Source organism: Streptomyces sp. NRRL S-1813 (genome assembly GCF_000719605.1).
Taxonomy (GTDB): Bacteria; Actinomycetota; Actinomycetes; order Streptomycetales; family Streptomycetaceae; genus Streptomyces; species Streptomyces decoyicus.
Window position 1 is genome coordinate 390,965 of the sequence record NZ_JOHB01000001.1, and the last position, 24,939, is coordinate 415,903.

Sequence of the window (24,939 nt, forward strand, 5' to 3'; positions counted from 1 at the left end):
GCCGGAGCCCGTCGGACGGGCCAGGGGCGACCGGCCAGGGGGAAGACACCCCGAGGGCCTGTCGTTCGGATCAGGCCCTAGCGCCGCGCCCAGATGTTCACGCCGTCCGTCGTCTTCGCGAACTCGTCGATCTCGGCGAGCTCGGCGTCCGTGATCGCGGGCGCGTCGAGGGCGGCGATATTGGCCTCCAGCTGGGCGACGCTGCTGGCGCCGATCAGGGCGGAGGTCATCCGGTCGTCGCGCAGCACCCAGCCCAGGGCGAGCTGGGCCAGCGACTGGCCGCGGCGGGCGGCGATGTCGTGGAGGCCGCGGAGGCGGCGTACGACCTCGTCGGACAGCAGGCCCGGGTCCAGGGACTTGCCCAGCGAGGCGCGCGAGCCCTCGGGGATCCCGTGCAGGTACTTGTCCGTGAGCATCCCCTGCGCAAGTGGCGCAAAAGAGATGCAGCCCATGCCCTCGGCTTCGAGGGTGTCCAGCAGCAGATCGTCCTCGGTCCAGCGGTTGATCATCGAGTACGAGGGCTGGTGGATCAGCGCGGGGACACCCATGGCGCGCAGGATTCCGGCCGCCTCACGGGTCTGCTCGGCGTTGTAGGAGGAAACCCCGGCATACAGCGCCTTGCCCTGCTGGACGGCGGAGGCCAGGGCGCCCATCGTCTCCTCGAGCGGGGTCTCCGGATCGAAACGGTGCGAGTAGAAGATATCGACGTAATCGACACCCATCCGCTTCAGTGAGGCATCCAACGACGAGAGGAGATATTTCCGCGAACCCCATTCGCCGTAGGGGCCGGGGTGCATCAGATATCCGGCCTTCGTCGACAGAATCATCTCGTCGCGGTAGCCGCGGAAGTCCTGCGCGAAGATCTTTCCGAAGTTCAGCTCGGCGGACCCGGGGGGCGGGCCGTAGTTGTTGGCCAGATCGAAGTGGGTCACACCCATGTCGAAGGCGCGGCGCAGGATGTCTCGCTGGGAGCTCAGGGTGCGGTCATCACCGAAGTTGTGCCAGAGTCCAAGGGAGATGGCGGGGAGTTTGAGTCCGCTGCGACCCGTTCGGCGGTACTTCATCGAGTCGTAGCGGGAATCCGCTGCGCGGTAGTCGGTGCCAGTCATGCTCATCTCCCTATCACGTACTTGTGACCTACCTGATTGGGCTGTCGTCACAGCTGAGAAGTAAAGTTGCCCACTTGAGGCGACGGGGCGACCGCCATTGGCACGGAGGGGCTGGACCACACATGCTGCGATCTTCCGGGATGCGCATCCCGTATCCGCCTGCACTGCGCAATCTGGCCTATCGGCTGTATGCGCGCAGGGTGGAGGGTCGCCTGGATCACACCCAGGTGCCCAAGCACGTCGGCGTCATCCTGGACGGCAACCGGCGCTGGGCGCGGGCCGACGGGCGGACGACAGAGCAGGGCCACCAGGCCGGTGCGGCCAAGATCAGTGAGCTGCTCGGCTGGTGCGAGGAGACCGATGTCGAGGTGGTCACGCTCTGGCTGCTGTCGACGGACAACCTCGACCGGCCCGAGGCCGAGCTGAAGCCGCTGCTGGGCATCATCGAGAACACCGTCCGGGACCTGGCCGCCGACGGCCGCTGGCGGGTCCACCACGTCGGCAACCGCGATCTGCTGCCGACCGCCACCCAGCAGGTGCTCAAGGAGTCCGAGCAGGCCACCCGCGACAACACCGGCGTAATGGTGAATGTCGCGATTGGCTACGGCGGCCGCCAGGAGATCGCCGACGCGGTGCGCTCGCTGCTGCTGGACCACGCCGAGCGCGGCACCTCCTTCGAGGAGCTCGCCGAGATCGTCGACATCGACCTGATCTCCGAGCACCTCTACACCCGCGGCCAGCCCGACCCGGACCTGGTGATCCGGACCAGCGGTGAGCAGCGGCTGTCGGGCTTCATGCTGTGGCAGAGCGCCCATTCGGAGTACTACTTCTGTGAAGTCTTCTGGCCGGCGTTCCGGAAGGTCGACTTCCTGCGTGCCCTGCGCGACTACGCCGCCCGGCACCGGCGCTACGGCTTCTAGGGACCTCGCCCCGTACCGCCAGGCGCGTTAGTTACGCCCCGTACAGCCGTTACCTCCCCTGAAGTCCTTGACGTCCCCTGTGTCGCGGGGCGTCACCAGGCCCCGCCGGCCCATGTGCCGCTGGCGGGGCCTCTTCTGACGCAGCATCCCCTCGCGTACCACCTTGGCGCCGCCGTCGCTCGGCGAGCACACGTAACCCAAGGTTCATCGGCCGTGCGTCATATGCCGTGGCATGGCTACGGGGGTTCGAGGGAATATCCCTTCCAGGTCGGCGTCCGGAACAAGCCATCGGGCGCCGCATCTCAGCGGACGGCATGGGGTCGTCCGCCCGGGAGGCCCTTTGCACATCACGGAGGTCCGTGCGCACCGCACGGTCGACGCGGAGGGCCGGCGTTCGGCCCGCGCATTGTGGTCCGAGCCCGGTCCGGTCACTAGATGGCCGGGGGTCCCGGGGACGCCGCCCAGCGGTAGCTGGGAAAGCGGTGGCCCCGGGAGAACACCGCCCCGCGACGCCGTCGCACCCCAACCTCATCCGAGGGGGTTCGTCCACCCGTGGTGAACATCAAGCAGCGCCGTGAGCACGACCGGCGCACTTATGTACTCGACACCAGTGTCCTGCTGGCGGATCCAGGAGCCATGGCCCGCTTCGACGAGCACGAAGTCGTGCTGCCGGTCGTGGTGGTCACGGAACTGGAGGCCAAACGGCACCATCCCGAGCTCGGCTACTTCGCGCGGCAGGCGCTGCGCCTGCTGGACGAGTACCGGGTGCAGTTCGGGCGGCTGGACTCGCCCATCCCCATCGGGGATCTCGGCGGGTCGCTCCGGGTCGAACTGAACCACTCCGACCCCGGGATCCTGCCCGCCGGCTTCCGGCTCGGCGACAACGACTCGCGGATCCTCGCGGTGGCGCGCAATCTCCAGGCCGAGGGGTACGACGTCACGGTCGTCTCCAAGGATCTGCCGCTGCGCATCAAGGCGTCCTCGGTCGGGCTGCTGGCCGAGGAGTACCGCGCCGAGCTGGCGATCACCGATTCCGGCTGGACGGGGATGGCCGAGCTGACCCTCTCCGCCGAACAGATCGACGGTCTGTTCGCCGCCGAGACCGCGCACGTACCGGAAGTTTCCGAACTTCCGGTGCATACCGGACTTGTGCTCCAGTCCGAGCGCGGCAAGGCGCTGGGCCGGGTCACCGCGGACGGTGCGGTCCGGCTGGTGCGGGGTGACCGGGAGGTCTTCGGGATCCACGGCCGCAGCGCCGAACAGCGGATCGCGCTGGATCTGCTGCTCGACCCGGACGTCGGCATCGTCTCGATGGGCGGCCGGGCCGGTACGGGCAAGTCGGCACTGGCGCTGTGTGCGGGCCTGGAGGCCGTATTGGAGCGCCGGCAGCACCGCAAGGTGATGGTGTTCCGCCCGCTGTATGCCGTCGGCGGGCAGGAGCTGGGCTATCTGCCGGGCAGCGAGGCGGAGAAGATGAGCCCCTGGGCCCAGGCCGTCTTCGACACGCTGTCCGCGGTGACCACCAAGGACGTCATCGAAGAGGTGGTGGGGCGCGGCATGTTGGAGGTGCTGCCGCTGACCCATATCCGCGGGCGGTCGCTGCACGACGCGTTCGTCATCGTGGACGAGGCCCAGTCGCTGGAGCGGAACGTCCTTTTGACGGTTCTGTCCCGTATCGGCGCCAACTCCCGGGTCGTGCTGACGCATGACGTCGCGCAGCGCGACAACCTCCGGGTCGGGCGGTACGACGGCGTGGTCGCGGTCGTCGAGAAGCTGAAGGGGCACCCGCTGTTCGCCCACGTCACGCTGAACCGTTCCGAGCGTTCGCCGATCGCGGCGCTGGTGACCGAAATGCTGGAGGAAGGCCGGATCTGACCGGTTGTGAACACGTCGCCGCCCGGCAAAGCGAAGGAGCTTAGCCGGGCGGCGTTGTGCTGCGAGTGGATATCCGAAAATCATTTGCCGTAAACGAGGTGTGAGCTTTCACACCCAGTGGGGAATTGCCTCCCGGCGTCCCGGTCGGGCAGAGTCTGGGTCCTGTCAGGCCCCGCATACGGCATCAAGCACCCCCAGCGGTGCGTAGAACCAACGAACTTCATAGCGATGCGCCGTATGCCGCCCGAGCACCACGCGGACCCCGAGGGGGACGTACCGGGCCAGTGCCTCCCGTGACCAGCCGGACCCGCCGCAACAGGGCCCGGAACAAGGGGAGGCCAGCGTCAGGGGCACGATTGCGCCCGCGAGGTCACCTATGCGGGCGGTGCTGGAAGGAAAACGTGTGAGCCGGATCTCGGTCCGGGGATTCGCCGTGGCATCCGCCACCGCGGTCACCACCGTCGGCGCCGTGGTCGGCGTCGCTGCGGGCAACGAGCCTGCCTCGGTCGGCAACACCGAGGCCGCAGCTGCCGACGCGACGATCGCCGACATCCCCGCGGGCGCACAGGCCCAGGTGCAGACGGCTTCCCTGACGCAGCAGGCGGACGACCAGTCCACCCAGGCGGACACGGCAGCGCTGAAGTCCGCTCAGGAGTCGGCTCGTAAGGCTGCCGCTGAGACCGCGCAGAGCAAGAAGCACGCGGCGGACGAGGCAAAGGCCGAGAAGGAAGCCGAGGCGCGGGACAAGAAGCTGGCCGCGTCCCGCTCCTCCTCGCGCGACCTGGGCGACCTCGTCGGCAAGAGCTCGTACACCATTGCCGAGACGAAGGCCATCGCGCAGCAGATGATGGCCGGCGACCAGTTCCAGTGCTTCAGCAACATCGTGGACCACGAGTCCGGCTGGAACTACAAGGCCACCAACGCCGGCTCGGGTGCCTACGGCCTCGTCCAGGCGCTGCCCGGCTCCAAGATGTCCTCCGCGGGCTCCGACTGGCAGACCAACCCGGCCACCCAGATCAAGTGGGGGCTGAACTACATGAACGAACGCTACGACAGCCCCTGTGGTGCCTGGTCGTTCTGGCAGGCCAACAGCTGGTACTAGGCCCGCCGGCAGTACCACCGCACTTCCGAAACCCCCGAACGCGGCAGCGTCGGGGGTTTCGCGCGTCCGGCGCAGGTAACGTCGTGCCCGTCAGGTTGTGGCGCGTGGGAGGGGAAGAGGAAGGCACATGTCCAGATTGCCTCAGTGGGTCGGCGGCCTCGGTGCCGGTCTGACCCGGCTCTCGCAGCGGCTGGAGGAACAACGCCGCCGTGCGGAAGCCGCGGTGGAGGTCTCCCCGGGAGGGAGTCCGTCGGGCTCCTCGGGGGAGGCCGGCGACCCGGATGAGCTGAGGCGTGCCGGGCACGCGGACGCCCCCGCGGCCGTTGGCTCGGCAGACGACGCTCCGGCGCGCGACGGTGCGTCGGGCACGCTCACCGTCCCCCGTACGCAACTGCCGGAAGCGAAGGACGGGGTACCGCACCCCGCGACGGAACTCCCCTCGCCGCCGCCCCCGTCCGCCGTACCGCCGGAGAACGTTCCCCCGCCACCCTCCTACGCGCCCGCCGTCGCGGCCCGCCCGGACCCGGTCGACGCGGTGCCGTGGGGTGTACGGGTCGCCGCCGAGGCGGGCTGGCGGCTGCTGGTGCTGGCCGCCACGCTCTGGGTGCTCGCCCGGGTCATCACCACCATCGAACTGGTCGTGCTGGCCTTCATCGCGGCGACGCTGATCACCGCGCTGCTCCAGCCGACGGTGGCGTGGCTGCGCCAGCGCGGGCTGCCGCGCGGGCCGGCCACCGCGCTGACCTTCATCGGCGGGTTCGTCGTCATGGGCCTGGTCGGATGGTTCGTGGTCTGGCAGGTCCAGGACAACATCGACTCGGTCTCCAGCCGCATCCAGGAGGGCATCACCGAGCTCAAGGGCTGGCTGCTGAAGAGCCCGTTCCATGTGACCGAGTCTCAGATCAACCACATCGCCAAGAACCTCCAGGACGCGGTCGGCGCCAACACCGAGGCGATCACCTCGGTCGGCCTGGAAGGCGTCACCGTCGTCCTCGAGGTGTTCACCGGCATCCTGCTGGCGATGTTCACCACGCTCTTCCTGCTCTACGACGGCCGGCGGATCTGGAACTGGCTGCTCAACCTGGTCCCGGGCGCGGCCCGCGAGGGAGTGGCGGGCGCCGGGCCGCGGGCCTGGCGGACGCTGACCGCCTATGTGCGCGGCACGGTCGTCGTCGCCCTGATCGACGCCATCTTCATCGGTATCGGCCTCTACTTCCTCAATGTGCCGCTGGCCGTCCCGCTCGCCGTCTTCATCTTCCTGTTCGCCTTCATCCCGCTGGTCGGCGCGGTGGTCTCGGGCGCGCTGGCGTGTGTCATCGCCCTGGTCGCCAACGGGGTGTTCACGGCCCTGATGGTGCTGGCGGTCGTGCTGGCCGTCCAGCAGATCGAGGGCCACGTCCTCCAGCCGTTCATCCTGGGCCGGGCGGTCCGGGTCCATCCGCTGGCGGTGATCCTGTCGGTCGCCGCGGGCGGGCTGATCGCGGGCATCGGCGGTGCGGTCGTCGCGGTGCCCTTGGTGGCGGTCACCAACACGGTGGTCGGCTACCTCCGTTCGTACTCCAAGGAGCAGGCGCTGCGGATGTCGGTGGCCCCGCGCGGTGCCACCGCGATCTCGGTGGCGCCGACCCCGCCCCGGGTGCCGCGCCGGACCGAGGAGCCCCCGGCGTAGTCCCACCGGCTCCTGGACACACAGAACCCCGCAGACATCCTGTCTGCGGGGTTCTGTCGGTGTGCGTCGCGCGTGCCGTGAATTACTCGGCGAGCGCGGCCTCGGCGTCCAGAGTGGCGCCGACGGCCTGGAGGACCGACGCGATCTTGACGGCCTCCTGGATCGTCTCGCGGTCCACACCGGCCTTACGGAGCACCTGCTCGTGCGAGTCGAGGCACATGCCGCAGCCGTTGATGGCCGAGACGGCCAGCGACCACAGCTCGAAGTCGACCTTGTCCACGCCCGGGTTGCCGATGACGTTCATCCGCAGACCGGCGCGCAGGTTGCCGTACTCCGGGTCCGACAGCAGGTGCCGGGTCCGGTAGAAGACGTTGTTCATCGCCATGATGGCGGCGGCCGACTTGGCGGCGGCGTAGGCCTCGGGGGAGAGGTTCGCCTTCGCCTCCGGCTCCAGCTCGCGCAGCACCTTCGGCGAGCGCGAGGCGATCGCGCAGGCCAGCACGGTGCCCCACAGCTGCTGCTGCGGCAGGTCGCTGTTGCCGATGACCGAGCCGAGGTTCAGCTTCAGGTCCTTGGCGTAGTCCGGTACGGCGGACTTGAGTTCGTCGAGAGCCATGTCAGATCAGCCTCCAGTTCGCTAGCGGAGAATTACTCGCCCGAGAGAAGCGCGACCGGGTCGAGGGTCTCGTCGCCCTTGGACCAGTTGCAGGGGCACAGCTCGTCGGTCTGAAGAGCGTCGAGGACCCGCAGGACCTCCTTGGGGTTACGGCCGACGGAACCGGCGGTCACCATGGTGAACTGGATCTCGTTGTTCTGGTCGACGATGAAGACGGCGCGCTGCGCGAAGCCGTCCTCGCCCTCGATGCCCAGGTCGCGCATGAGCTCGTGCTTCGAGTCGGCGAGCATGGGGAAGGGCAGGTCGGTCAGGTCCGGGTGGTCCTTGCGCCAGGCGTGGTGCACGAACTCGGAGTCGCCGGAGAAGCCGAGGACCTGGGCGTCACGGTCGGCGAACTCGTCGTTCAGCTTGCCGAAGGCGGCGATCTCGGTGGGGCACACGAAGGTGAAGTCCTTGGGCCACGCAAAGACGATCTTCCACTTGCCCTCGTAGGTCTTGTGGTTGATCTGCTCGAACTCCTGGCCCTGCTCCAGCGAAACGCAGGCGGTCAGGTCGAACTCGGGGAACTTGTCACCGACAGTGAGCACGTACTCTCCTTGTTGCGCAGAAAGTCCCTTTTGGGGACTTTCCTTGAGGCTTGGACGGGTTACACAGTGGCACAGCAGGCATTGATCAGGGAAATAGCTAGACTGGTTGATGTTGATCGGAGGTGGTTATCAGTGGCTTCACCGGCGAGTCAGGGCGGCAGGCCCCGCCAGCCCAGCCTGGCCCAGCTGCGGGCGTTCGCGGCGGTGGCCGAGCATCTGCATTTCCGCGAGGCGGCGGCCGAGATCGGGATGAGCCAGCCGGCGCTGTCCGGGGCGGTCTCCGCGCTGGAGGAGACCCTCGGAGTGCAACTGCTGGAGCGTACGACGCGCAAGGTGCTGCTGTCGCCCGCGGGGGAGCGGCTGGCCGCCCGGGCCCGGACGGTCCTGGAGGCCGTCGGCGATCTGCTGGAGGAGGCGGAGGCGGCCCGTGCGCCGTTCACGGGCGTGCTGCGGCTCGGCGTCATCCCGACCGTCGCCCCGTATCTGCTGCCCGCCGTACTGCGGCTGGTCCATGAGACCTACCCCGACCTGGACCTCCAGGTGCACGAGGAACAGACCGCCTCCCTCCTGGAGGGTCTGTCCCACGGACGCCTCGACCTGCTCCTGCTCGCCGTGCCCCTGGGCGTCCCCCAGGTCACCGAACTCCCGCTCTTCGACGAGGACTTCGTGCTGGTCGCCCCCAAGGAGCACTGGCTCGGCGGCCGCGGCGACATCCCGCGCCAGGCGCTCCAGGAACTGGACCTGCTGCTGCTCGACGAGGGCCACTGCCTGCGGGACCAGGCCCTGGACATCTGCCGGGAGGCCGGCCGGGACGAGAACACCCCCGTGACGACCAGCGCGGCGGGCCTGTCCACCCTGGTGCAGCTGGTGGCCGGCGGACTCGGCGTCACCCTGCTGCCACGCACCGCACTACGCGTCGAAACCGGCCGCAACGACCAGCTCACGACCGGCTACTTCGCCGACCCGGCACCCTCGCGGAGGATCGCCCTCGCCATGCGGACGGGCGCCGCCCGCCAGGAGGAGTTCCAGGAGTTCGCGGGCGCCCTGCGCGGGGCGCTGCGGGGGCTGCCGGTGCGGATGGCCGGGGGGTGAGGGTCAGGGGCGGGCGACCGAGAGGATTGCCTCGACGTCGAGTGTGATCTCGGCGCCGATGGAATCGGGGAGGGTGACGCGTTGGCCGGGGGCGTGGACGCTGTGGTTGCGGTATTCGTTGGCGAACGGGTCGGTCAGGGTGTGGATGCGGTCCTTCTTGCGGTCGACGATGACGTAGACCGGGATCTTGGCGATCGCGTACGCGGCGACCTTCGTCTTGAGGTCGGTGGCGTAGTTGGAAGACGTCACTTCCAGCACCATCCGGAAGACAACCGGGTCGTAGCAGTTGTCCGCCACGAGGTGATCGCGGTAGTCGGCGTCGACGACGGCGAGGTCGGGGATGGCGTAGTCCTCGGGGCCGTCGGGGAGCCATACGCCCATGGCCTGAGCCACTCGTGTCTCCGCTCCGTGCGCAGCAGCGAAAGCGAAGATGAGGTCGGTCAGCGAATCGGCGTGCGGGCCGTCGGCGGGCGGCGTCACGGTGAGGTCTCCCCCGATGATCTCGATGCGGTAGCCAGGGAGCTTCTCGGTGAGCTGTGCGGCCACCTCGAGCAGGCTGGGCAGCTTGCCGTCATGAGGGTGCTCGACTGCTGCGGCAGACATGTAGTGCCTCCTGATGGCTGGTATCGAGGCCATCATCGTAGGCAGGGGCACCCGCACACGTCTCGTACGACCACGTTCCTCCGTTCGTGGATCGCTCGACACGGGGCCCTCGGGCGCAGCAGGGCCGGGGCCGCTTCGAAGGCTGCTGCGACCTCCCGTCCGGCCTGTGCGCCGCGGGGCTACGGGAGTGATTCGCTCGCCGGGGCGGGGATGCGCGGCTGTCTCAGACCGCGACGCCCCGGTCGTATGTCAGGAAGGCCGCGCCGCTCTGGAGGACCGTGTGCTCGGTGAGTTCCCAGGTGCGGGGGTCGAAGGCGGTGTCCCGGGAGAAGAGGGGGAGGCCGGTGCCGAGGGTGAGCGGGCTGAGCTTGAGGAGCAGCTGGTCGATCTCCGGGTAGAGCGCCCCGGCGAGTGCGCTGCCGCCCAGCAGCCAGATGTCCTTGCCGTCCGTGCGCTTCAGCTCGCGTACCTTCGCCACCGGGTCGGTGGCCACCAGCTCCACCGCCGGGTCCGGGCTCTGCTCCATGGTCCGGGAGAAGACGAGGTGCCGCAGGTGGGGGTAGGCGTCGGTGAGGCCGGCCCGGAGGCCGATCTCGTAGGTGCGGCGGCCTTCCAGGACGGTGTCGAAGCGGGTGCCCTCGTCCGTGATGCCCAGTGCCGACCGGGCGTGGACGGGGAGGACCTCCGGGAGTTCGGCGGCCAGATGCTTGAGGTAGTCGTCGGCGATCGGCCAGAAGCCGTCCGGGCCCGTGGGGTCCGTGCCGTCAGGGCCGGCGAGGAAGCCGTCGAGCGTGGAGGCGATGCCGTAGACGAGCCGGCGCATGAAGGGTCCCCCTTGGGCAGTTGGTGGGCACTGCTGCGTGCGAAATGATCTCGCAGATTCATTCCGCACGCAGCCCATCCGGGCGCATCAGGCGCCACAGCAGCGGCAGGGAGAGGACGGTGACGCCGAGGACGACGACCGCCGCGGTGCCGGTGAGGACGAGGATGCCCCACCAGTCGGCCTGCAAGGGGCGGTTGGCCATGTGGAGGAGCAGCGAGCCGAGGGCCAGTCCGCAGCCGAGCGCCAGCGCCAGGCCGAGGGCCACCGGGACGGCCGTCTGCCACAGGACCGAGCGGCCCAGCACGGCGCGCGGGGTGCCGAGGGCGTCCAGGGCGGACAACACTCGGGCGCGGTCGCGGAGTTGCTCCAGGGCGGTGATCAGCAGGCCGCAGCCGATCAGCAGCAGCACGGCGGCGGCGCAGGCGGTCAGGCCGTGGCGGGCGGAGTCGAGGGTGTCGATGTCGGTGATGCCGCCGACGCCGAAGGTGGTGAAGCCGATCTGCGGGGAGATCGCGGCGGCCGTGTTGCGGACGTATTCGATCGCGTCCGGGGTGTGCGGGTCGAGCCGTAGCAGGACGGTGACGTGGGGGTGGCGCAGCAGCGTGGGGGGCAGGGCCTCCGGGGTGGCGAGCAGGCCGGGGGTGAGGAAGGCGGGCCTGAGTCCGGAGGGCTTGGCGGTGGCGGTGCGGGCGGTGCGCGGGACGGACCAGAGGGCGGGTGCCCGGTGGTCGCTGCGGCTGCCGACCGGGTCGAGGGCCAGCCGCTCGCCCTGGCGCGGGTGGGAAGGGCCTTCGGGGTCCTTGACGAGGAAGACACTGCCCTGGGAACAGGCGCCGATATCGGCGAGTTGGCGCAGGGTGGCGCAGTCGGCGACGGCCACCGGATACGGCTCGGGGTCGTCGCCCCCGCCGGGCGCGGTATGCGCCTGGGTCTGGTGGTGGCGGGCGGAGTCCGCGTAGCCGGAGACCACGGTGTGCGCCGCGCGGACACCCACGGCCGCGCGCAGCCGGGCGTACATTTCCGGGGCACGGGCGGCGGGCACCGTGTCGTCGCGCGCGTCGACGACGGTCCATGCGGGGCCGCGTGGCTGCTCGTCGGGGCTCTGGGCGCCGGTCAGCAGCAGCTGTACGGCGAGGGCGCCGGCCACCGCGACGGTGATCCCGCTGACCGAACGGCCGGCCGCGGTGCTGCTCAACTGGAGGCGCCGCACCGCAAGGTGCCAGGACGGGCCGCCGGGGCCCGCGCCGTCCAGGCGGGCCACCACGGCGTCCACCAGCCACGGCAGCAGCGCCGCCACGCCCAGCAGAAGCAGCGCGACACCGAGGATCACCTGGGCGTTGGCGGCGTCGCCGCCGCCCAGCCCGAAGACCGCCTGCGGCAGCAGCAGCGCCGCTCCGGCGACCGGCAGCAGCAGCCGCCACCACAGCCGGCGGCGCGACGGCGGAGCCGTGCGGGTGACGCCCAGCGGCTCGACGGTGACCCGCCGCATGGTGACCAGGGTGACGCCGACCGCACAGAGCGGGACGGCCAGCGCGACGCATCCGGCGAGCACGGCATCGGGCGCCACATCGGAAGGGAACACGCCGATTTCGAGAAGGGAGATGCCGGAGAGCGGAATGCGGCCGGCCAGGAAGATCGCGGCGCCGGTGAGCAGCCCGAACAGCGCACCGGCCAGCGCCTCGCCGGCGGCGATCCGCCGGGTGGCGGCCCGGTCGGCGCCGACCAGCCGCAGCGCGGCCAGCCGCTGGTCGCGGCGCTCCCCGCCGAAGCGCACCGCGGTCGCGATGAAGACGGCGACGGGAGCCAGCAGCGCGACACAGCTCACGATGATGACCAGCACCACCAGGGGACTGGCCCGGAACGGGTCCCCGCGGTCGCCGAAGGCGGTGATCCGCTCGACGCCGTCGCCGGGCCGCCGCAGGTCGTCGCTGCCTCGGTAGAAGAGGAGTTCACCGCGGTACATGAGCCCGGAGTCGCCGATCGTGGCGGTGATCCGCAGATGCGGGAAGCGCTTCTTGAGCAGTGCGCCCTCGGGGGCGGACAGCAGGTCCGACAGGGCGGGGGAGACGGCCATTTCGCCGGGCCCCGGCAGCCGGGACAGGCCCGGCGGTACGGGCGCGCGGGGCCCCTCGGCCGCCAGGATCCGGCCGTACACCGGCCGGTCGCGGTAGGTACTGCCGGACGGGGCGGTGAGCAGGGTCCGGTCCGAGGGCCCGGTCCCCTCCGCGGCGGGTACGACGGTGCGGGCCCGCTGCCGGTCCATGGCGGCGTTCCATATGTTCGGGACGGCCGTCGCCAGCAGCAGCACGGCGACGCCCAGGCCGACGCCGAGCGCGGTCAGCGCCGTACGGATCCAGCCCTCGCGGCCGCCGGTGACGGCGAACCGGGCACCCATGGCGAGGTCGGCAGCCCAGCGGCGGACGGCCGCGCCCCGGGCCGGACGGGACGTACCGGGCATCGGCGTGCTCACTCCGTCCGCAGCCCGTCGGGCCGCATCATCCGCCACAGCGGCGGCAGGCTCAGCAGCGTCACCAAGAGGATCATTCCGCCGCCGATGCCGGTGATCCCCGCTACCACCGGCCAGTCGACCGTCACCGTGCTGTCGATCATCGTCAGCAGCAGCGCCCCCAGCGTCAGCCCGCAGCCCAGCGCCAGGCCCAGGCCGAGCGCGACCGGGAGGGCGGTCTGCCACAGCACCGACCAGCCCAGGGTGGCGCGGCGGGTGCCGTACGCGTCGAGGGCGGACAGCAGCCGGCGGCGCTCGTGGAGCTGCTCGACGGTGGAGATGATCAGGCCCGAGCCGATCAGCAGCAGGGTGAGGGCGGCGCCGGCGAACAGGCCGTCGCGGACGCTGGAGTACTGCTCGTCATGCGGATTGTCGAGGGCGGAGAACTCGTTCATCGTCGGGTCGATATGGGCCACGGTGTTGCGGATGTGCTCCACGGCGTCCGGGGTGCCGCGATCGAAATCGATCTTGATCTCCGTGGTGGGGTGGCTGAACCGGCCGGTGTCGACCGCGGACGGTGTGGCCAGCAGGTGGTACGGGACGCGGTCGGGGCCGCGTCCGTGGTCGAGCAGCCGGACACCGCGGGCCGCCGCGGGGATCGTCCAGGGGTGCGGTGTCTGCGGAACTTCGGTGGCGTACGGGGGGTTGAGGCTGATCCGCGCCCCGGGCGTGAGGGCGGGGTCCCGGCGCGGGGCATCGGTGAGGAACACCTCGCCGTCCCGGCAGGAGTCCAGACGGGCCAGTTTGCGCAGCTCGGTGCAGTCGGCCACGGCGATCGTCGAGTTCGGTGCACCGGCCGGGGAGGGCCCGGCGGCCGGCAGCCGGCCGATGTTCGCGTCGATCGTGCCGCGGACCGCCGTCACCCCCGGGGTGGCGCGCAGCGCGGTGAGTGCCCGCTGGGTCTGCGGCCAGCCCTCTGCGTTGCCCCACAGGCCGATCCGCGGGAGCTTGCCGGACTCCGCGTACGCCTGGGCGTAGCCGGCCTGCATACCGGTCATGAGCATATGGATGGCGATCGCGCCGGCCACCGCGACGGTGATGCCGCTGACCGCGCGGGTGGCCGAGCCGCTGCTCAACTGGAGGCGGCGGACGGCGAGTTGCCAGGGGACCGGGCCGCCGCGCAGCCGGCCGACCACCGCGTCCACCAGCCAGGGCAGCAGGACGGTGACGCCGAACAGCAGCAGCATCGAGCCGGTCGCGAGCCGGAAGGTGTTGAGCGGGGTGTCGCGCCACGGCTGCGTCCGGGCCAGCGGCACCAGCAGCAGAGCGCCCACGGCGGGCAGCGCCACCCGCCACCACAGCCGGCGGCGGACCGTGGGCCGGTTAAAGCGGACGATGCCCAGCGGCTCGACGGTGACGCCCCGCTGCGCGAACAGTGTCACCACGACCGCCGCCGTCGGCACGAGCACGGCGACCAGCGCCGCGGCGAGCGGGGCGGGGGCCACGTCCGAGGGGAAGACATTGACGCCCCACAGGGTGACCACCGAAGCGAACTGCCGGGCGCCCAGGAACAGCGCCCCGCCCGCCAGCAGCCCCAGCAGCGAACCGCACAGCACTTCACCGGAGGCGATCCGGCGGGTCGTCCGGACATCGGCGCCGACCAGCCGGAGCGCGGCCAGCCGGCGTTCCCGGCGCTCGTTGCCGAACCGTACGGAGGTGCCGATGAAGACCATCATGGGCGTCATCAGCGCCACACACGTCATGATCACGAGGAGGACGACGGGCGCCCGCATCGGCGGCGGTTGCCAGTTCTTGCCGAAATGGTCGATGCGATAGGCATCGGGAGCCTTGAGCGTGGCGCGCTGCGCGAGGTAGGTGAGCTCCTGCGGGCCGCTCAGACCGTCGTCGCCGATCACACCGGCCACCTCGTAGTCCAGCCGGCCGCGCAGCAGCGCACCGTCGGGGGAGGCCAGCAGCTTTTTGAGGGCCGGGGAGACCAGCATCCGTCCGGGGCCGGGGAGATGGCCGATGCCCGGCGGCACGGGCGGATGCGCGCCGTCGGGGCGGACCAGGCGGCCGCGGATCGGCGCACCGCGGAAGGTGGTGTCGGCCGAGGTGTAGAGCACGGTGCGGTCGGAGGGCGGGGGAGCGTGGGTCTGGCCCAGGTTCTCGCGGGCCTTCTCCCGGCCGTGCCAGGAGTCCAGCAGGGGCGGTACCGACGAGCAGAGCAGCAGCACGGCGACGCCCAGGGCCACGCCGGCGGCGGTCAGTGCCGTACGGATCCAGCCCTCGCGGCCGCCGCCCGCCGCGAACCGCATCCCCATCGCGAGGTCACGGGCCCAGGCCACGGGGCCGGTGCGCGCGGCGGCGATCGGGTCCCGGGGCGCGGGAGCGGCCGGTGTGCCCTCGCCACCACGGCCGCGGCCGGTGGGCGAGCGCAGCAGGCTCATATCAAGCCCGCCAGCATGTCCTTCACTTTGCCGTCGCGGACGACGATCTCGCGGTCGGAGTAGGCGGCGACCCGGGCCTCGTGGGTGACCAGGACGACCGCGGCGTTGGTGTCGCGGGCGGCGTTGGTCAGCAGGGTCAGGACGCGTTCGCCGTTGAGCGAGTCCAGGGCGCCGGTGGGCTCGTCCGCGAAGACGACCCGCGGCCGGGTGGCGAGGGCGCGGGCGACCGCGATCCGCTGGCCCTGGCCGCCGGATATCTCGCCGGGCCGCTGCCCCTGCACCTTCTCGACCTCCAGCCGCTCCAGCCACTCGCGGGCCTGGCGCTCGGCCTCCTTGCGCTTGGTGCCGTTCAGCCGCAGCGGCAGGGCGACATTCTCCAGGGCGGTCAACTCCGGTACCAGCTGGCCGAATTGGAAGACGAAGCCGAAGTCGGTACGGCGCAGGGCGCTGCGCTGGGCGTCGTTCAGCGCGGTGAGCGTGTGCGGACCGTAGCGGACGGTTCCGGAGTCCGGGCTGATGATCCCGGCGAGGCAGTGCAGCAGGGTCGATTTGCCGGAGCCGGACGGGCCCATGACGGCGACGACCTCACCCGGGTGGATGGAGAACTCCGCGCCGTCCAGCGCCGGTGTCGCCCCGTAGGTCTTGTGCAGCCCCTCCGCCGCGAGCAGGGACCCCTCCGGCGTCATACGCGGACCGCCTCCGCCAGCTTGTCGAGCCGGGCGGCGGTCAGCTCCAGCCAGCGCAGATCGGCTTCGAGGTGGAAGAGGGCGTGGTCGCAGATCAGCTGGTCGGCGAGGTCGCCGGTGCGCTTGCGCTCGGTCAGCCCGCGCATCAGCCGCAGATGTTCGGCGCGCTGGGTGTCCAGCAGTTCGGCGGCGTTGCGGTCGGTCATCAGGGCCAGGACGATCTTGGTGTAGAGCGTCGACTGGAGGTACGGCTCGGGCTTCTCCGGGCGGGCCAGCCACTGGGCGACGTCCGTGATCCCGGCGTCCGTGATCGCATACCGCTTGCGCTCCGGACCGGCGTCGGCCTCCACGGCGTCCACCTCGACCAGGCCGTTCTTCAGCAGCCGGGACATCGTGGAGTAGACCTGCCCGTAGTGCAGCGGGCGGTCCTGGCCGAAGTGTTCGTCGAAGGCCCGCTTGAGGTCGTAGCCATGGCGGGGGCCGGACTCCAGGAGGCCCAGCAGCGTATGACCGATTGACATGCGGACCACCTTACTCGTGGGTGTGTTGCTGGTGTATACGCGTGCTGTATAGCGGTACAGCACGGTGCCGGCGCCGGGTGTGGTTGCGGCGGAGGCCATGGGCGGGCCTCGCGGAGTGCGGGCAGGGGCGCCGCCCCGTGGGGCCTGCGGGCGGCGTGCCGGGCCGGGGTCATGCCGCGCACTCCACAGGAGGCATGTCCGCACTATGTATAGATCGAGTGTCTAGTCGTCCTTCTGTTCCTTCGGCGGCCGCCCCCGCCGCGGAATCGCCCCCGCTCCCCGGGGCAGCCGGCCCGCCTCGGACAGGGCCTTGCGGAGCAGGAACTCGATCTGTGCGTTGGCGCTGCGCAGCTCGTCGTCGGCCCACCGGGCCAGCGCGTCGTGGATCAACGGGTCCAGCCGCAGCAGCACCTGCTTGCGCTGCTGCGGCCGTCGCGCGGGGGCCCGCTCGCGCTCGGCGCCGGGCCCCTCGGGTTCGGTGCTCACTGGTAGAGGGAGCCCGTGTTCAGGACCGGCTGGGCGGCCCGGTCGCCGCACAGCACCACCATCAGATTGCTGACCATGGCCGCCTTCCGCTCCTCGTCCAGCTCGACGATGCCCTGCTGGCTGATCCGGTCCAGCGCCTGCTCGACCATGCCGACCGCGCCCTCGACGATCTGCTGGCGGGCCGCGACCACCGCGCCGGCCTGCTGCCGCTGAAGCATCGCGGAGGCGATCTCGGGGGCGTAGGCGAGGTGGCTGAAGCGGGACTCGATGATCCGTACGCCGGCGGCCTGGACCCGTGCGGTCAGTTCGAGGGCGAGCTTCTCGGTGATCTCCTCGGCGTTGCCGCGCAGCGAGAGGGCGTTCTCGTCGTGGGCGTCATAGGGGTACTCGATCGCGATGTGCCGGACGGCCGCCTCGGTCTGGGTGGCGACGAACTCAAGGAAGTCGTCGACCTCGAAGAGCGCCTGGGCGGTGTCCTCGACCTTCCAGACCACGATCGAGGCCAGCTCGATCGGGTTGCCGTAGGCGTCGTTGACCTTGAGGACCGCGGTCTCGTGGTTGCGCACCCGGGTGGAGATCTTCCGGGCGCTGGTGAGCGGGTTGACCCAGCGCAGACCGTCGGTGCGGATGGTGCCGACGTACCGCCCGAAGAGCTGGATGACCCGGGCCTCGCCGGGCGCGACCATCTTCACGCCGGTCATGCAGAAGAAGGAGCCGAGCAGCAGCAGGACGCCGGCGATGATCATCGGCACTCCGGCCGCCTTGTCGCCGCCGTCGCCGAGTATGCCGCCGACGATGATCACGGCGATGCCCAGCGCCACCCCGAGCACGCTCAGCAGCAGGGCGAGGCCGCCCGGAATGCTGTGCGCCGGGACCTCGCGGACCTGCGGGCGGGGCATCTCGGGAGCGTCCACGGCGAGGTCCTCGCCGGGGCCGGCGCTCCGGTCGGACGGTGTCTGATCGGACATGGGATCCCCGTTTCTCCCTGTACGGCACGTGATGTCGGCCGCAATGGGTGATGTCTCTGGTCTAGCAAACTGATATCACTTTAAGCCCGCTGCGGCGGGGTGTCCAGTGCTCGTATCAGGGATGTCCGGCGACAAGATCCCAGGTGAGGCGACGGCGACGCGCAAAACCCACCCCTTGGTTCCGCCCAGCCGGGTGCTGTTTGTCACGTTGGGAAAAGCCTTGATCGATGAGTATTTGTTGACAGATGCGGTGTTAGCTTCAACAGCTGAATTAGCTGGGGGCGGAACGACTGGAGTTGCTGAAGCGATGGGCCGAGCGGACGCGAGACGGGCGCGACAGGGAAGCGCCCGCCGGGCCAAACCGAAGGACAAGAAGTCCGGCATACGCCGGTTCTTCACCTGGAAGAAGCTCCTCGGAGCCTTCCTCGGGGTGTGCCTGCTGGGCATCCTCGGCTTCATCGGCCTGTATCTGTACGTGGACATCCCCAAGGGGAACAACGAAGCCAAGCTCCAGAGCAACGTCTACAAGTACGCCAATGGCAAGGTCATGGCGCGTACCGGTCTGCGCAACCGCGAGAACGTCCCGCTCAGCCGCATACCCAAGGACGTCCAGCGCACCTTCGTCGCCGCCGAGAACAAGAACTTCTATCACGACTCCGGCGTCGACCTCATGGGTACCGCGCGCGGCATCCTCAACACGGTGATGGGCCGCGGCAAGCAGGGTGGTTCGACGATCACCCAGCAGTACGTCAAGAACTACTACCTGAGCCAGGAGCAGACGGTTTCCCGCAAGCTCCAGGAGATCGTCATCTCGCTCAAGGTGGACAACAAGTTCGGCAAGGACGACATCCTCGCCGGCTACATCAACACCAGCTACTACGGCCGCGGCGCCTACGGCATCCAGGCAGCCGCACAGGCCTACTACGGCGTGGACGTCGAGAAGCTCACCGTCTCGCAGGGCGCCTACCTGGCCTCGCTGCTCCAGGCGCCGAGCCAGTACGACTGGACCAGCGCGACCCCGTCCGGCCGGAAGCGGGTCAAGGAGCGCTGGGCCTACACCCTCGACAACATGGTCGAGATGAAGTGGCTGCCCGCGGAGGAGCGGCGCAAGCAGACCTTCCAGAAGCCGAACGACCCCAAGCCGCCGCCCGGTGTGAGCGGTCAGAACAGCTACCTCATCGAGCAGGCCAAGCAGGAGCTCTTCGCGCAGGGCGTCGACGAGAAGCAGTTCGCGGCCGGCGGCTGGACGGTCACCCTCGGCATCGACAAGAACAAGCAGCAGGCGCTGGAGAAGTCGGTCAAGCGCAAGCTCCTCGACGACCTCGACTCCAAGAAGCGCAAGGTCGACGGGGACGCCCAGCTCGGTGCCACCTCGGTGGACCCCAAGAACGGCCACATCGTGGCGATGTACGGCGGCGAGGGCCCGCCGAAGCACTACCGGAACAACGCCACCCGCACCGACTACCAGGCCGCCTCCACCTTCAAGCCGCTGATCCTGGCGTCGGCGATGGAGAACAACGCGGTCACCCGGGACGGCCTCCCGATCAACCCGAACACGATCTACGACGGCCGTAACCGCCGTCCGGTCGTCGGCGGCAACATCGCCTTCGCGCCGCCCAACGAGGACGAGCGCGAGTACGGGAAGATCAGCGTCCAGACGGCGACCAACAACTCCGTCAACGCGGTCTTCGCGCAGATGGGCGCGGACGCGGGCCTGGACAAGGTCAAGGAGACCGCGGTCAGCCTGGGCATGGACGACAAGATGGACGTCAAGCCCGCCATGACCCTGGGCACCATGGGCGCCAGCCCGCTCCAGATGGCAGGCGCCTACGCCACCCTGGACAACCATGGCAAAAAGGTCACCCCGACCATGGTCACCAAGGCCACGCACAGCGTCAACGGCGTCGAGACGAAGGTCCCGCTGAAGGACCCGATCGGCGACCAGGTGCTCAGCCCCAAGACCGCCGACACCGTCACCTCCGTACTGACGGGTGTGGTCAACGACGGCACCGCCTCGGAGGCCGTGAAGAACACCGCCTACAAGGCGGCCGGCAAGACCGGTACCTCCGACGACGACAAGTCGGCCTGGTTCGTGGGCTACACGCCCAAGCTGGTCACCGCCGTCGGCATGTTCGGCGAGTCCCCCCAGGGCGGCCGGCAGGTCACCCTCAAGGGCACCGGCGGCGGCAGCCGGGTCAACGGCGGCGGCTACCCGGCCCGGGTGTGGGCGGACTACACCGAGGCGGCGCTGGGCGACAACACCGGCGCGGACTTCGAGCTGGACACCAACCTGGGTGCCGCGATCCCCCCGACCCCCACCCCGACGCCGAGCGACACGCCGTCGACCAGCCCGAGCCCGTCCAAGAAGCCGAGCGATTCGCCCTCGCCGAGCCCGTCGAAGCCGAGCGGGCCTGCCTCGCCGTCCCAGAGCGGACGCCCGAGCCCGCCCATCCCGTCCGGCTCCGGCTCGCCGGACGGCGGGGTGGACGGCGGCGGCGGTGCCGGCGGGGACGGCAACCCGACGGGCGGCAACGGGAACGGCCCCGGCGGAGACGAAGCCGACAGCCTGACCGGCTTCAACTGACCCCGGTCCCGACGTCACAGCAGCGCGGCCCCCGCCTCACCGGCGGGGGCCGTTGCTGTCACGGGGCTGCTGTGCCGGGGCGGTGGCGCCTCAGCCGCCGTTCACCTTGTGGGCGATCCGGTCGCCCACGTTCTTGTCGATGTTGCGCCAGTACTGGAGCGCGCGGTCGAGCACCGGACGGCTGACGCCGTTCAGCAGATGGCCGGACACGTTGCCCACCAGCCGGTCGCGGGCCGCGTCGTCGAGGACCTGGCGGACCATCGTGCCCGGCTGGCCGAAGTCGTCGTCGTCGCGGCGCAGCGTGTAGGCCTCGCGGACCATCGCGCCGCCGGTCTCCCAGCCCGCGGGCTCCCCGTAGCGCAGGGTGTCCGCCGCTGGGCCGCCGTAGCTGTTCGGCGCGTAGGGCCGGGCCGCGCGGGACGGCTCGTACCGCATCGGTCCGTCCTTCGCGTACGAGTGGGCGGGTACGTGCGGCCGGTTGGGCGGCAGCTGGGCGTAGTTGGGGCCGATGCGGTAGCGGTGGGTGTCCGCGTAGGAGAACAGCCGGCCCAGCAGCATCTTGTCCGGCGACGGGCCGACGCCCGGCACCATGTTGGACGGTTCGAACGCCGCCTGCTCGATGTGGATGAAGTAGTCCTCGGGGTTCTTGTTGAGCGTCATCCGCCCGACCTCGATCAGCGGGTAGTCGCCGTGCGGCCACACCTTGGTCAGATCGAACGGGTTGAACCGGTAGTCCGGGGCGTCCGCGAACGGCATGACCTGCACATACAGCGTCCACGACGGGGCATTGCCGCCGTCGATGGCCTCGAACAGATCGCGGCGGTGACAGTCGCCGTCCTCGCCGGCGATCCGGTCCGCGTCCTCCTGGGTGAGGAAGTCGATGCCCTGGTCGGTCTTGAAGTGGTACTTGATCCAGAACTTCTCGCCGCCGGCGTTGACCCACATATAGGTGTGCGAGCCGTAGCCGTTCATGTGGCGGTAGCTCTTGGGAATGCCGCGGTCGCCCATCAGCCATGTGACCTGGTGGGCGGACTCCGGCGACAGCGTCCAGAAGTCCCACTGCATGTCGTTGTCGCGCATCCCGTTGTCCGGGCGGCGCTTCTGCGAACGGATGAAGTCCTGGAACTTGATTGTGTCCCGGACGAAGAAGACCGGGGTGTTGTTCCCCACCAGGTCGTAGTTGCCGTCCTCGGTGTAGAACTTCAGGGCGAAGCCACGGGGGTCGCGCCAGGTGTCGGGGGAGCCCTGCTCACCCGCGACGGTCGAGAAGCGGGCCAGCATCTCGGTGGTCCTGCCCGGCTGGAAGAGATCCGCCTTCGTGAACTGACTGACGTCATTGGTGACTTGGAAGAAACCGTAGGCGCCGGCGCCCTTGGCGTGCACCACCCGCTCGGGGACCCGTTCGCGGTTGAACTGGGCCATCTTCTCGATGAGGTAGTGGTCCTGGAGCAGGATGGGGCCGTCCGGACTCACAGTGAGTGAGTGCTCGTCGCTCTCCACCGGAATGCCGGCGTTGTTCGTCGTGCGCGGGACGTTCTGCGCGCTGCTGGTCATGGAGGAATGCCTCCTGTTCGACGACGGGGAGTAGGGGTCGGTCAGTCCCGAATTGGGCGGTCAGTCCCTTACGTCCACCCAAGCAGTCAACTACCCCGACGGCACGTCGGTAAAAGTTGGACCCCGTCCGGTCTCAGACGGGGTCCAATATGTGGGACAGGGCGCCGTGCGCCGCCCGGAGTCAGGGGCGCTGGGCCCCCGGAGGCATCGACAGCTCGAACCAGACGACCTTTCCCATGCTCAGACGGGTCGCGCCCCAGCGCCTCGCCATCCGGTTGACCAGGTAGAGCCCCCGCCCGCCCTCGTCCGACGGCCGGGCCTGGCGCAGCCGCGGCAGCTGCGGGACATCGTCGCCGACCTCGCAGCGCAGTACGTCCGTCCGCAGCAACCGCAGCGTGATCGGCCGCTCCGCATACCGCACCGCATTCGTCACCACCTCGCTGACCAGCAGCTCCAGCTGGTCGGTCAGCTCCTCCAGACCCCAGCGTGCCAGCGCCCGCCGGGCCAGCCGCCGGGCCTGCCCCGCCGTCTGCGCCTTCGGGTCCAGATACCAGTACGCGACATCGCTAGGCGCGATCCCGTCGAACCGGGCCGCCAGCAGCGCGATGTCGTCATCGCGGTCGCCGGGGCCCAGAATGTCCAGCACCTCGTCGCACATCGGCTCCAGCGGCGGTGGGTTGGGACCCGTCAGCCGGGCCGTCTCCGCCAGCCGCTCCCGCAGCTGCTCGATACCGGTCCACACGTCCCGGATGCGCGACTCGACCAGACCGTCCGTATAGAGGACCAGCGTGGCGCCCGCGGGGGCGTCCAGCTCCACCGCCTCGAAGTCCACCCCGCCGACGCCGATCGGCGCGCCCGACGGGACCCGCAGCACCTCGGCGCGCCCGCCGCGGTGCAGCATCACCGGCGGCGGATGCCCCGCGTTGGCGATGGTGATCCGGTGCGCCACCGGGTCGTACACCGCATACATGCAGGTCGCCATCCGGTCCGTGCCCAGCCGCTGCGCCTGCTCGTCGAGGTGGTGCAGCACCTCCTGCGGCGGCAGGTCCAGCCCCGCCAGCGTCTGCGCGGTCGTACGCAACTGGCCCATGATCGCGGCAGAGGTCATCGAGTGGCCCATGACATCGCCGACGACCAGCGCCACCCGGCTGCCCGGCAGCGGGATCGCGTCGTACCAGTCGCCGCCCACCCGTGCCGTCTCGGCGGCCGGCAGATAGCGGCTGGCCAGCCGGACCCCGGTCGGCTGCGGCAGCGAGTCCGGCAGCATCGTGCGCTGGAGCGCGTCGGCGATGTACGCCTCGCGGCCGTAGAGCACCGCCTTGTCCACGCCCAGCGCGGTGTGCGTCGCCAGCTGCGCCGCCACCAGCAGATCGTCCGGCTCGAACGCCGGCCGGTCCGGGCGGCGCAGGAACACCGCCGCACCGATCACCCGCCGGCGGCCGCGCAGCGGCGCCAGGATCACCCGGTGGCCGCTGGGCAGCCGCGGGTCGGGACCCAGCAGCTCCGGCAGCGCCGTCCGCGCCGCCTGCGCCTCGCCGAACAGCGGCCGTACGCCCCGCAGCACCTCGGCCAGCGGGCCGCCGGGCTCCACCTCGGCCAGCTCCGCCGCGCTGCCGCCCATCGCCGGACCCAGATCGGGCTGCGCGGGCAGCACCGGCAGCCGGGCGCCGTTGGTGTCCGGCTCCTCCGGAATACGGTCGGTACGGCGCAGCCGCAGCACCACCGGGCCGGTCGGGCGCTCGTCGCCCACCGGCAGCGGATCCCGCAGATAGACGAGGATGGCGTCGGCGAACGTCGGCACCGTCGCCCGGCACAGCCCGAGCACGATCTCGTCGAGGTCGATCCCGCGGGCGATCCGCCGGGTCGCCGCCCCGATGAAGCGCAGCCGGTCGCCGCCCGCCTGCCGGGCCGCGGCCACCTCACTGCTCTCGCCCGGATGCGCCGAGCGGGCCGGGGGAACGGGCGGCGGGCCCTGCGGCGGTCCGGTCTGCCCGGTCAGCCGGTCCGCCATGGCCTCCCCGGCCGTCGGCCGCGCCGCCTCGCTCCGGTGGTCGTCCGGGCCCGCGGACCGCCCGCCGTGCGGCGCCGACGGCTGCTCCGGCACCGTTCCGCCCGGCTCGCCGCCCCGCGGCCGCGACCGTCCGGAGCCGCCCGGAGTGCCGCCTTCCCGCGGCCGCCCGATGCCCTCGCCGCCATGGTGCGGGCGCTGCCCGTGATGCGGCTCCTCGCCCGGCTCCGGCGCCTCGGCGCGGCCCACCGCGCCCTGCGCCATCCGCCGTCCGGCGCGAGCCGTTTCCCGCCCCGCATCCGCCGCCCCGCCCGGCCGTCCTCCCGCAGGCATGGCCACCTCCCCGTACGCGTCGCCGTACGGGGCCGAAGCGTCCCGTGCGGCGGCATGACCGCCGCTGTGCGCGGCGCTGTGATCGCTGGTGCGCCCGTCGGTGTGGCCCGCGGCGGTACCGTCCGCGTCCGCCGACGGGTCCCGCCGCGCCGCGCCGTGATCCGCGGCCGGCTCGTCGTCGTGGTGGCCGGCCGGTGCACCGGCCGAGGCCGTGACGGCGACACCGGCAAGGCCTATGTCGTCACCGCCGCGCACCGCGAACCCGGTGCCCGGCACCGGAGCGAACCCGGCCGTGGCGGGCTGCTGGTGGGCGCTGCGCGGGTCGGGGACCGCGCCGTACGACGCCGTCCCGGCCGGCCCCCGAGCAGGGGACGCCGAGTCCGCGGCGGTCGAGGCCGACCGCCGCGATTCGTGGGAGGTGGGGTGCTCCGTCACGCGTGGGATTCCATCCGTCCGGGGCTGTGCGCCCGACGTGCCACGTTCCGAGCGCGCCGCCCGTGCGGGACG

General features: G+C 70.8%; 19 protein-coding genes. 6 read left to right on the top strand and 13 right to left on the bottom strand.

The features are described 5' to 3' along the window. Positions 1 to 77: 77 nt before the first annotated feature. The gene (mgrA, locus tag IF67_RS0101850; protein ID WP_030981418.1) at positions 78 to 1,109 is read right to left on the bottom strand and encodes an L-glyceraldehyde 3-phosphate reductase; all 1,032 of its coding nucleotides are present in this window, start codon (positions 1,107 to 1,109) and stop codon (positions 78 to 80) included. A 140-nt stretch (positions 1,110 to 1,249) separates the two neighbouring features. Between mgrA and IF67_RS0101855 the strand changes: the two genes are divergently transcribed. The 4 genes from IF67_RS0101855 to IF67_RS0101870 all read left to right on the top strand — a co-directional run bounded on the left by IF67_RS0101855 (position 1,250) and on the right by IF67_RS0101870 (position 6,675). Beyond that, positions 1,250 to 2,029 carry an isoprenyl transferase gene (locus IF67_RS0101855; RefSeq protein WP_030981419.1) on the top strand — a complete coding sequence of 260 codons (780 nt, stop codon included), beginning with the start codon at positions 1,250 to 1,252 and terminating at the stop codon, positions 2,027 to 2,029. Between the two features lie 552 nt (positions 2,030 to 2,581). Beyond that, the gene (locus tag IF67_RS0101860; protein WP_030084292.1) at positions 2,582 to 3,904 is read left to right on the top strand and encodes a PhoH family protein; all 1,323 of its coding nucleotides are present in this window, start codon (positions 2,582 to 2,584) and stop codon (positions 3,902 to 3,904) included. A gap of 403 nt (positions 3,905 to 4,307) precedes the next feature. Then, on the top strand, positions 4,308 to 5,006 hold the full coding sequence (locus tag IF67_RS0101865) for a transglycosylase SLT domain-containing protein (RefSeq protein WP_030981420.1): 699 nt from the start codon (positions 4,308 to 4,310) through the stop codon (positions 5,004 to 5,006). Positions 5,007 to 5,133: 127 nt separating this feature from the next. Then, positions 5,134 to 6,675 (top strand): AI-2E family transporter, encoded by a 1,542-nt coding sequence (locus IF67_RS0101870; protein ID WP_030981421.1) that lies wholly within the window; start codon positions 5,134 to 5,136, stop codon positions 6,673 to 6,675. An 82-nt stretch (positions 6,676 to 6,757) separates the two neighbouring features. On the opposite strand, the gene IF67_RS0101875 is transcribed toward IF67_RS0101870, so the two are convergent. Both IF67_RS0101875 and IF67_RS0101880 read right to left on the bottom strand, forming a co-directional pair. Continuing rightward, positions 6,758 to 7,291, bottom strand: a complete 534-nt coding sequence (locus IF67_RS0101875; RefSeq protein ID WP_030084287.1) for an alkyl hydroperoxide reductase — start codon at positions 7,289 to 7,291, stop codon at positions 6,758 to 6,760. Positions 7,292 to 7,323: 32 nt separating this feature from the next. After that, on the bottom strand, positions 7,324 to 7,878 hold the full coding sequence (locus IF67_RS0101880; RefSeq protein WP_030084285.1) for a peroxiredoxin: 555 nt from the start codon (positions 7,876 to 7,878) through the stop codon (positions 7,324 to 7,326). A 132-nt stretch (positions 7,879 to 8,010) separates the two neighbouring features. Between IF67_RS0101880 and IF67_RS0101885 the strand changes: the two genes are divergently transcribed. Then, positions 8,011 to 8,970, top strand: coding sequence for a hydrogen peroxide-inducible genes activator (locus IF67_RS0101885; RefSeq protein ID WP_051817479.1), 960 nt, complete (start codon positions 8,011 to 8,013; stop codon positions 8,968 to 8,970). A 3-nt stretch (positions 8,971 to 8,973) separates the two neighbouring features. On the opposite strand, the gene IF67_RS0101890 is transcribed toward IF67_RS0101885, so the two are convergent. The 8 genes from IF67_RS0101890 to IF67_RS0101925 form a co-directional block, all read right to left on the bottom strand. Continuing rightward, the gene (locus tag IF67_RS0101890) at positions 8,974 to 9,573 is read right to left on the bottom strand and encodes a Uma2 family endonuclease (RefSeq protein WP_030981423.1); all 600 of its coding nucleotides are present in this window, start codon (positions 9,571 to 9,573) and stop codon (positions 8,974 to 8,976) included. A gap of 223 nt (positions 9,574 to 9,796) precedes the next feature. After that, positions 9,797 to 10,396 carry a dihydrofolate reductase family protein gene (locus IF67_RS0101895; RefSeq protein ID WP_030981424.1) on the bottom strand — a complete coding sequence of 200 codons (600 nt, stop codon included), beginning with the start codon at positions 10,394 to 10,396 and terminating at the stop codon, positions 9,797 to 9,799. A gap of 58 nt (positions 10,397 to 10,454) precedes the next feature. Then, positions 10,455 to 12,854 (bottom strand): FtsX-like permease family protein, encoded by a 2,400-nt coding sequence (locus IF67_RS0101900; RefSeq protein WP_030981425.1) that lies wholly within the window; start codon positions 12,852 to 12,854, stop codon positions 10,455 to 10,457. An 8-nt stretch (positions 12,855 to 12,862) separates the two neighbouring features. After that, positions 12,863 to 15,292, bottom strand: a complete 2,430-nt coding sequence (locus IF67_RS0101905) for an FtsX-like permease family protein (RefSeq protein WP_030981427.1) — start codon at positions 15,290 to 15,292, stop codon at positions 12,863 to 12,865. Next, on the bottom strand, positions 15,289 to 15,978 hold the full coding sequence (locus IF67_RS0101910) for an ABC transporter ATP-binding protein (RefSeq protein WP_030981428.1): 690 nt from the start codon (positions 15,976 to 15,978) through the stop codon (positions 15,289 to 15,291). The genes IF67_RS0101905 and IF67_RS0101910 overlap by 4 nt, the downstream gene beginning before the upstream one ends. Then, a complete protein-coding gene (locus IF67_RS0101915; protein ID WP_030981429.1) occupies positions 15,975 to 16,499 on the bottom strand; it encodes a PadR family transcriptional regulator in 525 nt (174 codons plus the stop codon). Before IF67_RS0101915 ends, IF67_RS0101910 begins: the two co-directional genes overlap by 4 nt. Positions 16,500 to 16,721: 222 nt before the next feature. Beyond that, positions 16,722 to 16,985: a hypothetical protein gene (locus tag IF67_RS0101920; RefSeq protein WP_030981430.1), complete on the bottom strand. Its 264-nt coding sequence runs from the start codon at positions 16,983 to 16,985 to the stop codon at positions 16,722 to 16,724. After that, the gene (locus tag IF67_RS0101925; RefSeq protein WP_030981431.1) at positions 16,982 to 17,953 is read right to left on the bottom strand and encodes an SPFH domain-containing protein; all 972 of its coding nucleotides are present in this window, start codon (positions 17,951 to 17,953) and stop codon (positions 16,982 to 16,984) included. The genes IF67_RS0101920 and IF67_RS0101925 overlap by 4 nt, the downstream gene beginning before the upstream one ends. 307 nt (positions 17,954 to 18,260) lie before the next feature. Between IF67_RS0101925 and IF67_RS0101930 the strand changes: the two genes are divergently transcribed. Continuing rightward, positions 18,261 to 20,537, top strand: coding sequence for a transglycosylase domain-containing protein (locus IF67_RS0101930; RefSeq protein ID WP_030981432.1), 2,277 nt, complete (start codon positions 18,261 to 18,263; stop codon positions 20,535 to 20,537). Between the two features lie 90 nt (positions 20,538 to 20,627). On the opposite strand, the gene IF67_RS0101935 is transcribed toward IF67_RS0101930, so the two are convergent. Together IF67_RS0101935 and IF67_RS0101940 are read right to left on the bottom strand one after the other, a co-directional pair. Next, positions 20,628 to 22,091: a catalase gene (locus IF67_RS0101935; RefSeq protein ID WP_030981433.1), complete on the bottom strand. Its 1,464-nt coding sequence runs from the start codon at positions 22,089 to 22,091 to the stop codon at positions 20,628 to 20,630. A 181-nt stretch (positions 22,092 to 22,272) separates the two neighbouring features. Continuing rightward, complete coding sequence (locus tag IF67_RS0101940) at positions 22,273 to 24,432, bottom strand: SpoIIE family protein phosphatase (RefSeq protein WP_420708598.1); 2,160 nt, start codon at positions 24,430 to 24,432, stop codon at positions 22,273 to 22,275. Positions 24,433 to 24,939 lie beyond the last annotated feature (507 nt).

Bases quoted from the DNA above. Each gene is read 5' to 3' on its own strand.
- IF67_RS0101910 (WP_030981428.1), bottom strand. From the start codon at position 15,978: ATGACGCCGGAGGGGTCCCTGCTCGCGGCGGAGGGGCTGCACAAGACC.
- IF67_RS0101935 (WP_030981433.1), bottom strand. From the start codon at position 22,091: ATGACCAGCAGCGCGCAGAACGTCCCGCGCACGACGAACAACGCCGGC.
- IF67_RS0101905 (WP_030981427.1), bottom strand. From the start codon at position 15,292: ATGAGCCTGCTGCGCTCGCCCACCGGCCGCGGCCGTGGTGGCGAGGGC.
- IF67_RS0101930 (WP_030981432.1), top strand. From the start codon at position 18,261: ATGGGCCGAGCGGACGCGAGACGGGCGCGACAGGGAAGCGCCCGCCGG.
- IF67_RS0101875 (WP_030084287.1), bottom strand. From the start codon at position 7,291: ATGGCTCTCGACGAACTCAAGTCCGCCGTACCGGACTACGCCAAGGAC.
- IF67_RS0101870 (WP_030981421.1), top strand. From the start codon at position 5,134: ATGTCCAGATTGCCTCAGTGGGTCGGCGGCCTCGGTGCCGGTCTGACC.
- IF67_RS0101915 (WP_030981429.1), bottom strand. From the start codon at position 16,499: ATGTCAATCGGTCATACGCTGCTGGGCCTCCTGGAGTCCGGCCCCCGC.
- IF67_RS0101855 (WP_030981419.1), top strand. From the start codon at position 1,250: ATGCGCATCCCGTATCCGCCTGCACTGCGCAATCTGGCCTATCGGCTG.
- IF67_RS0101940 (WP_420708598.1), bottom strand. From the start codon at position 24,432: ATGCCTGCGGGAGGACGGCCGGGCGGGGCGGCGGATGCGGGGCGGGAA.
- IF67_RS0101890 (WP_030981423.1), bottom strand. From the start codon at position 9,573: ATGTCTGCCGCAGCAGTCGAGCACCCTCATGACGGCAAGCTGCCCAGC.
- IF67_RS0101925 (WP_030981431.1), bottom strand. From the start codon at position 17,953: ATGTCCGATCAGACACCGTCCGACCGGAGCGCCGGCCCCGGCGAGGAC.
- mgrA (WP_030981418.1), bottom strand. From the start codon at position 1,109: ATGACTGGCACCGACTACCGCGCAGCGGATTCCCGCTACGACTCGATG.
- IF67_RS0101895 (WP_030981424.1), bottom strand. From the start codon at position 10,396: ATGCGCCGGCTCGTCTACGGCATCGCCTCCACGCTCGACGGCTTCCTC.
- IF67_RS0101900 (WP_030981425.1), bottom strand. From the start codon at position 12,854: ATGCCCGGTACGTCCCGTCCGGCCCGGGGCGCGGCCGTCCGCCGCTGG.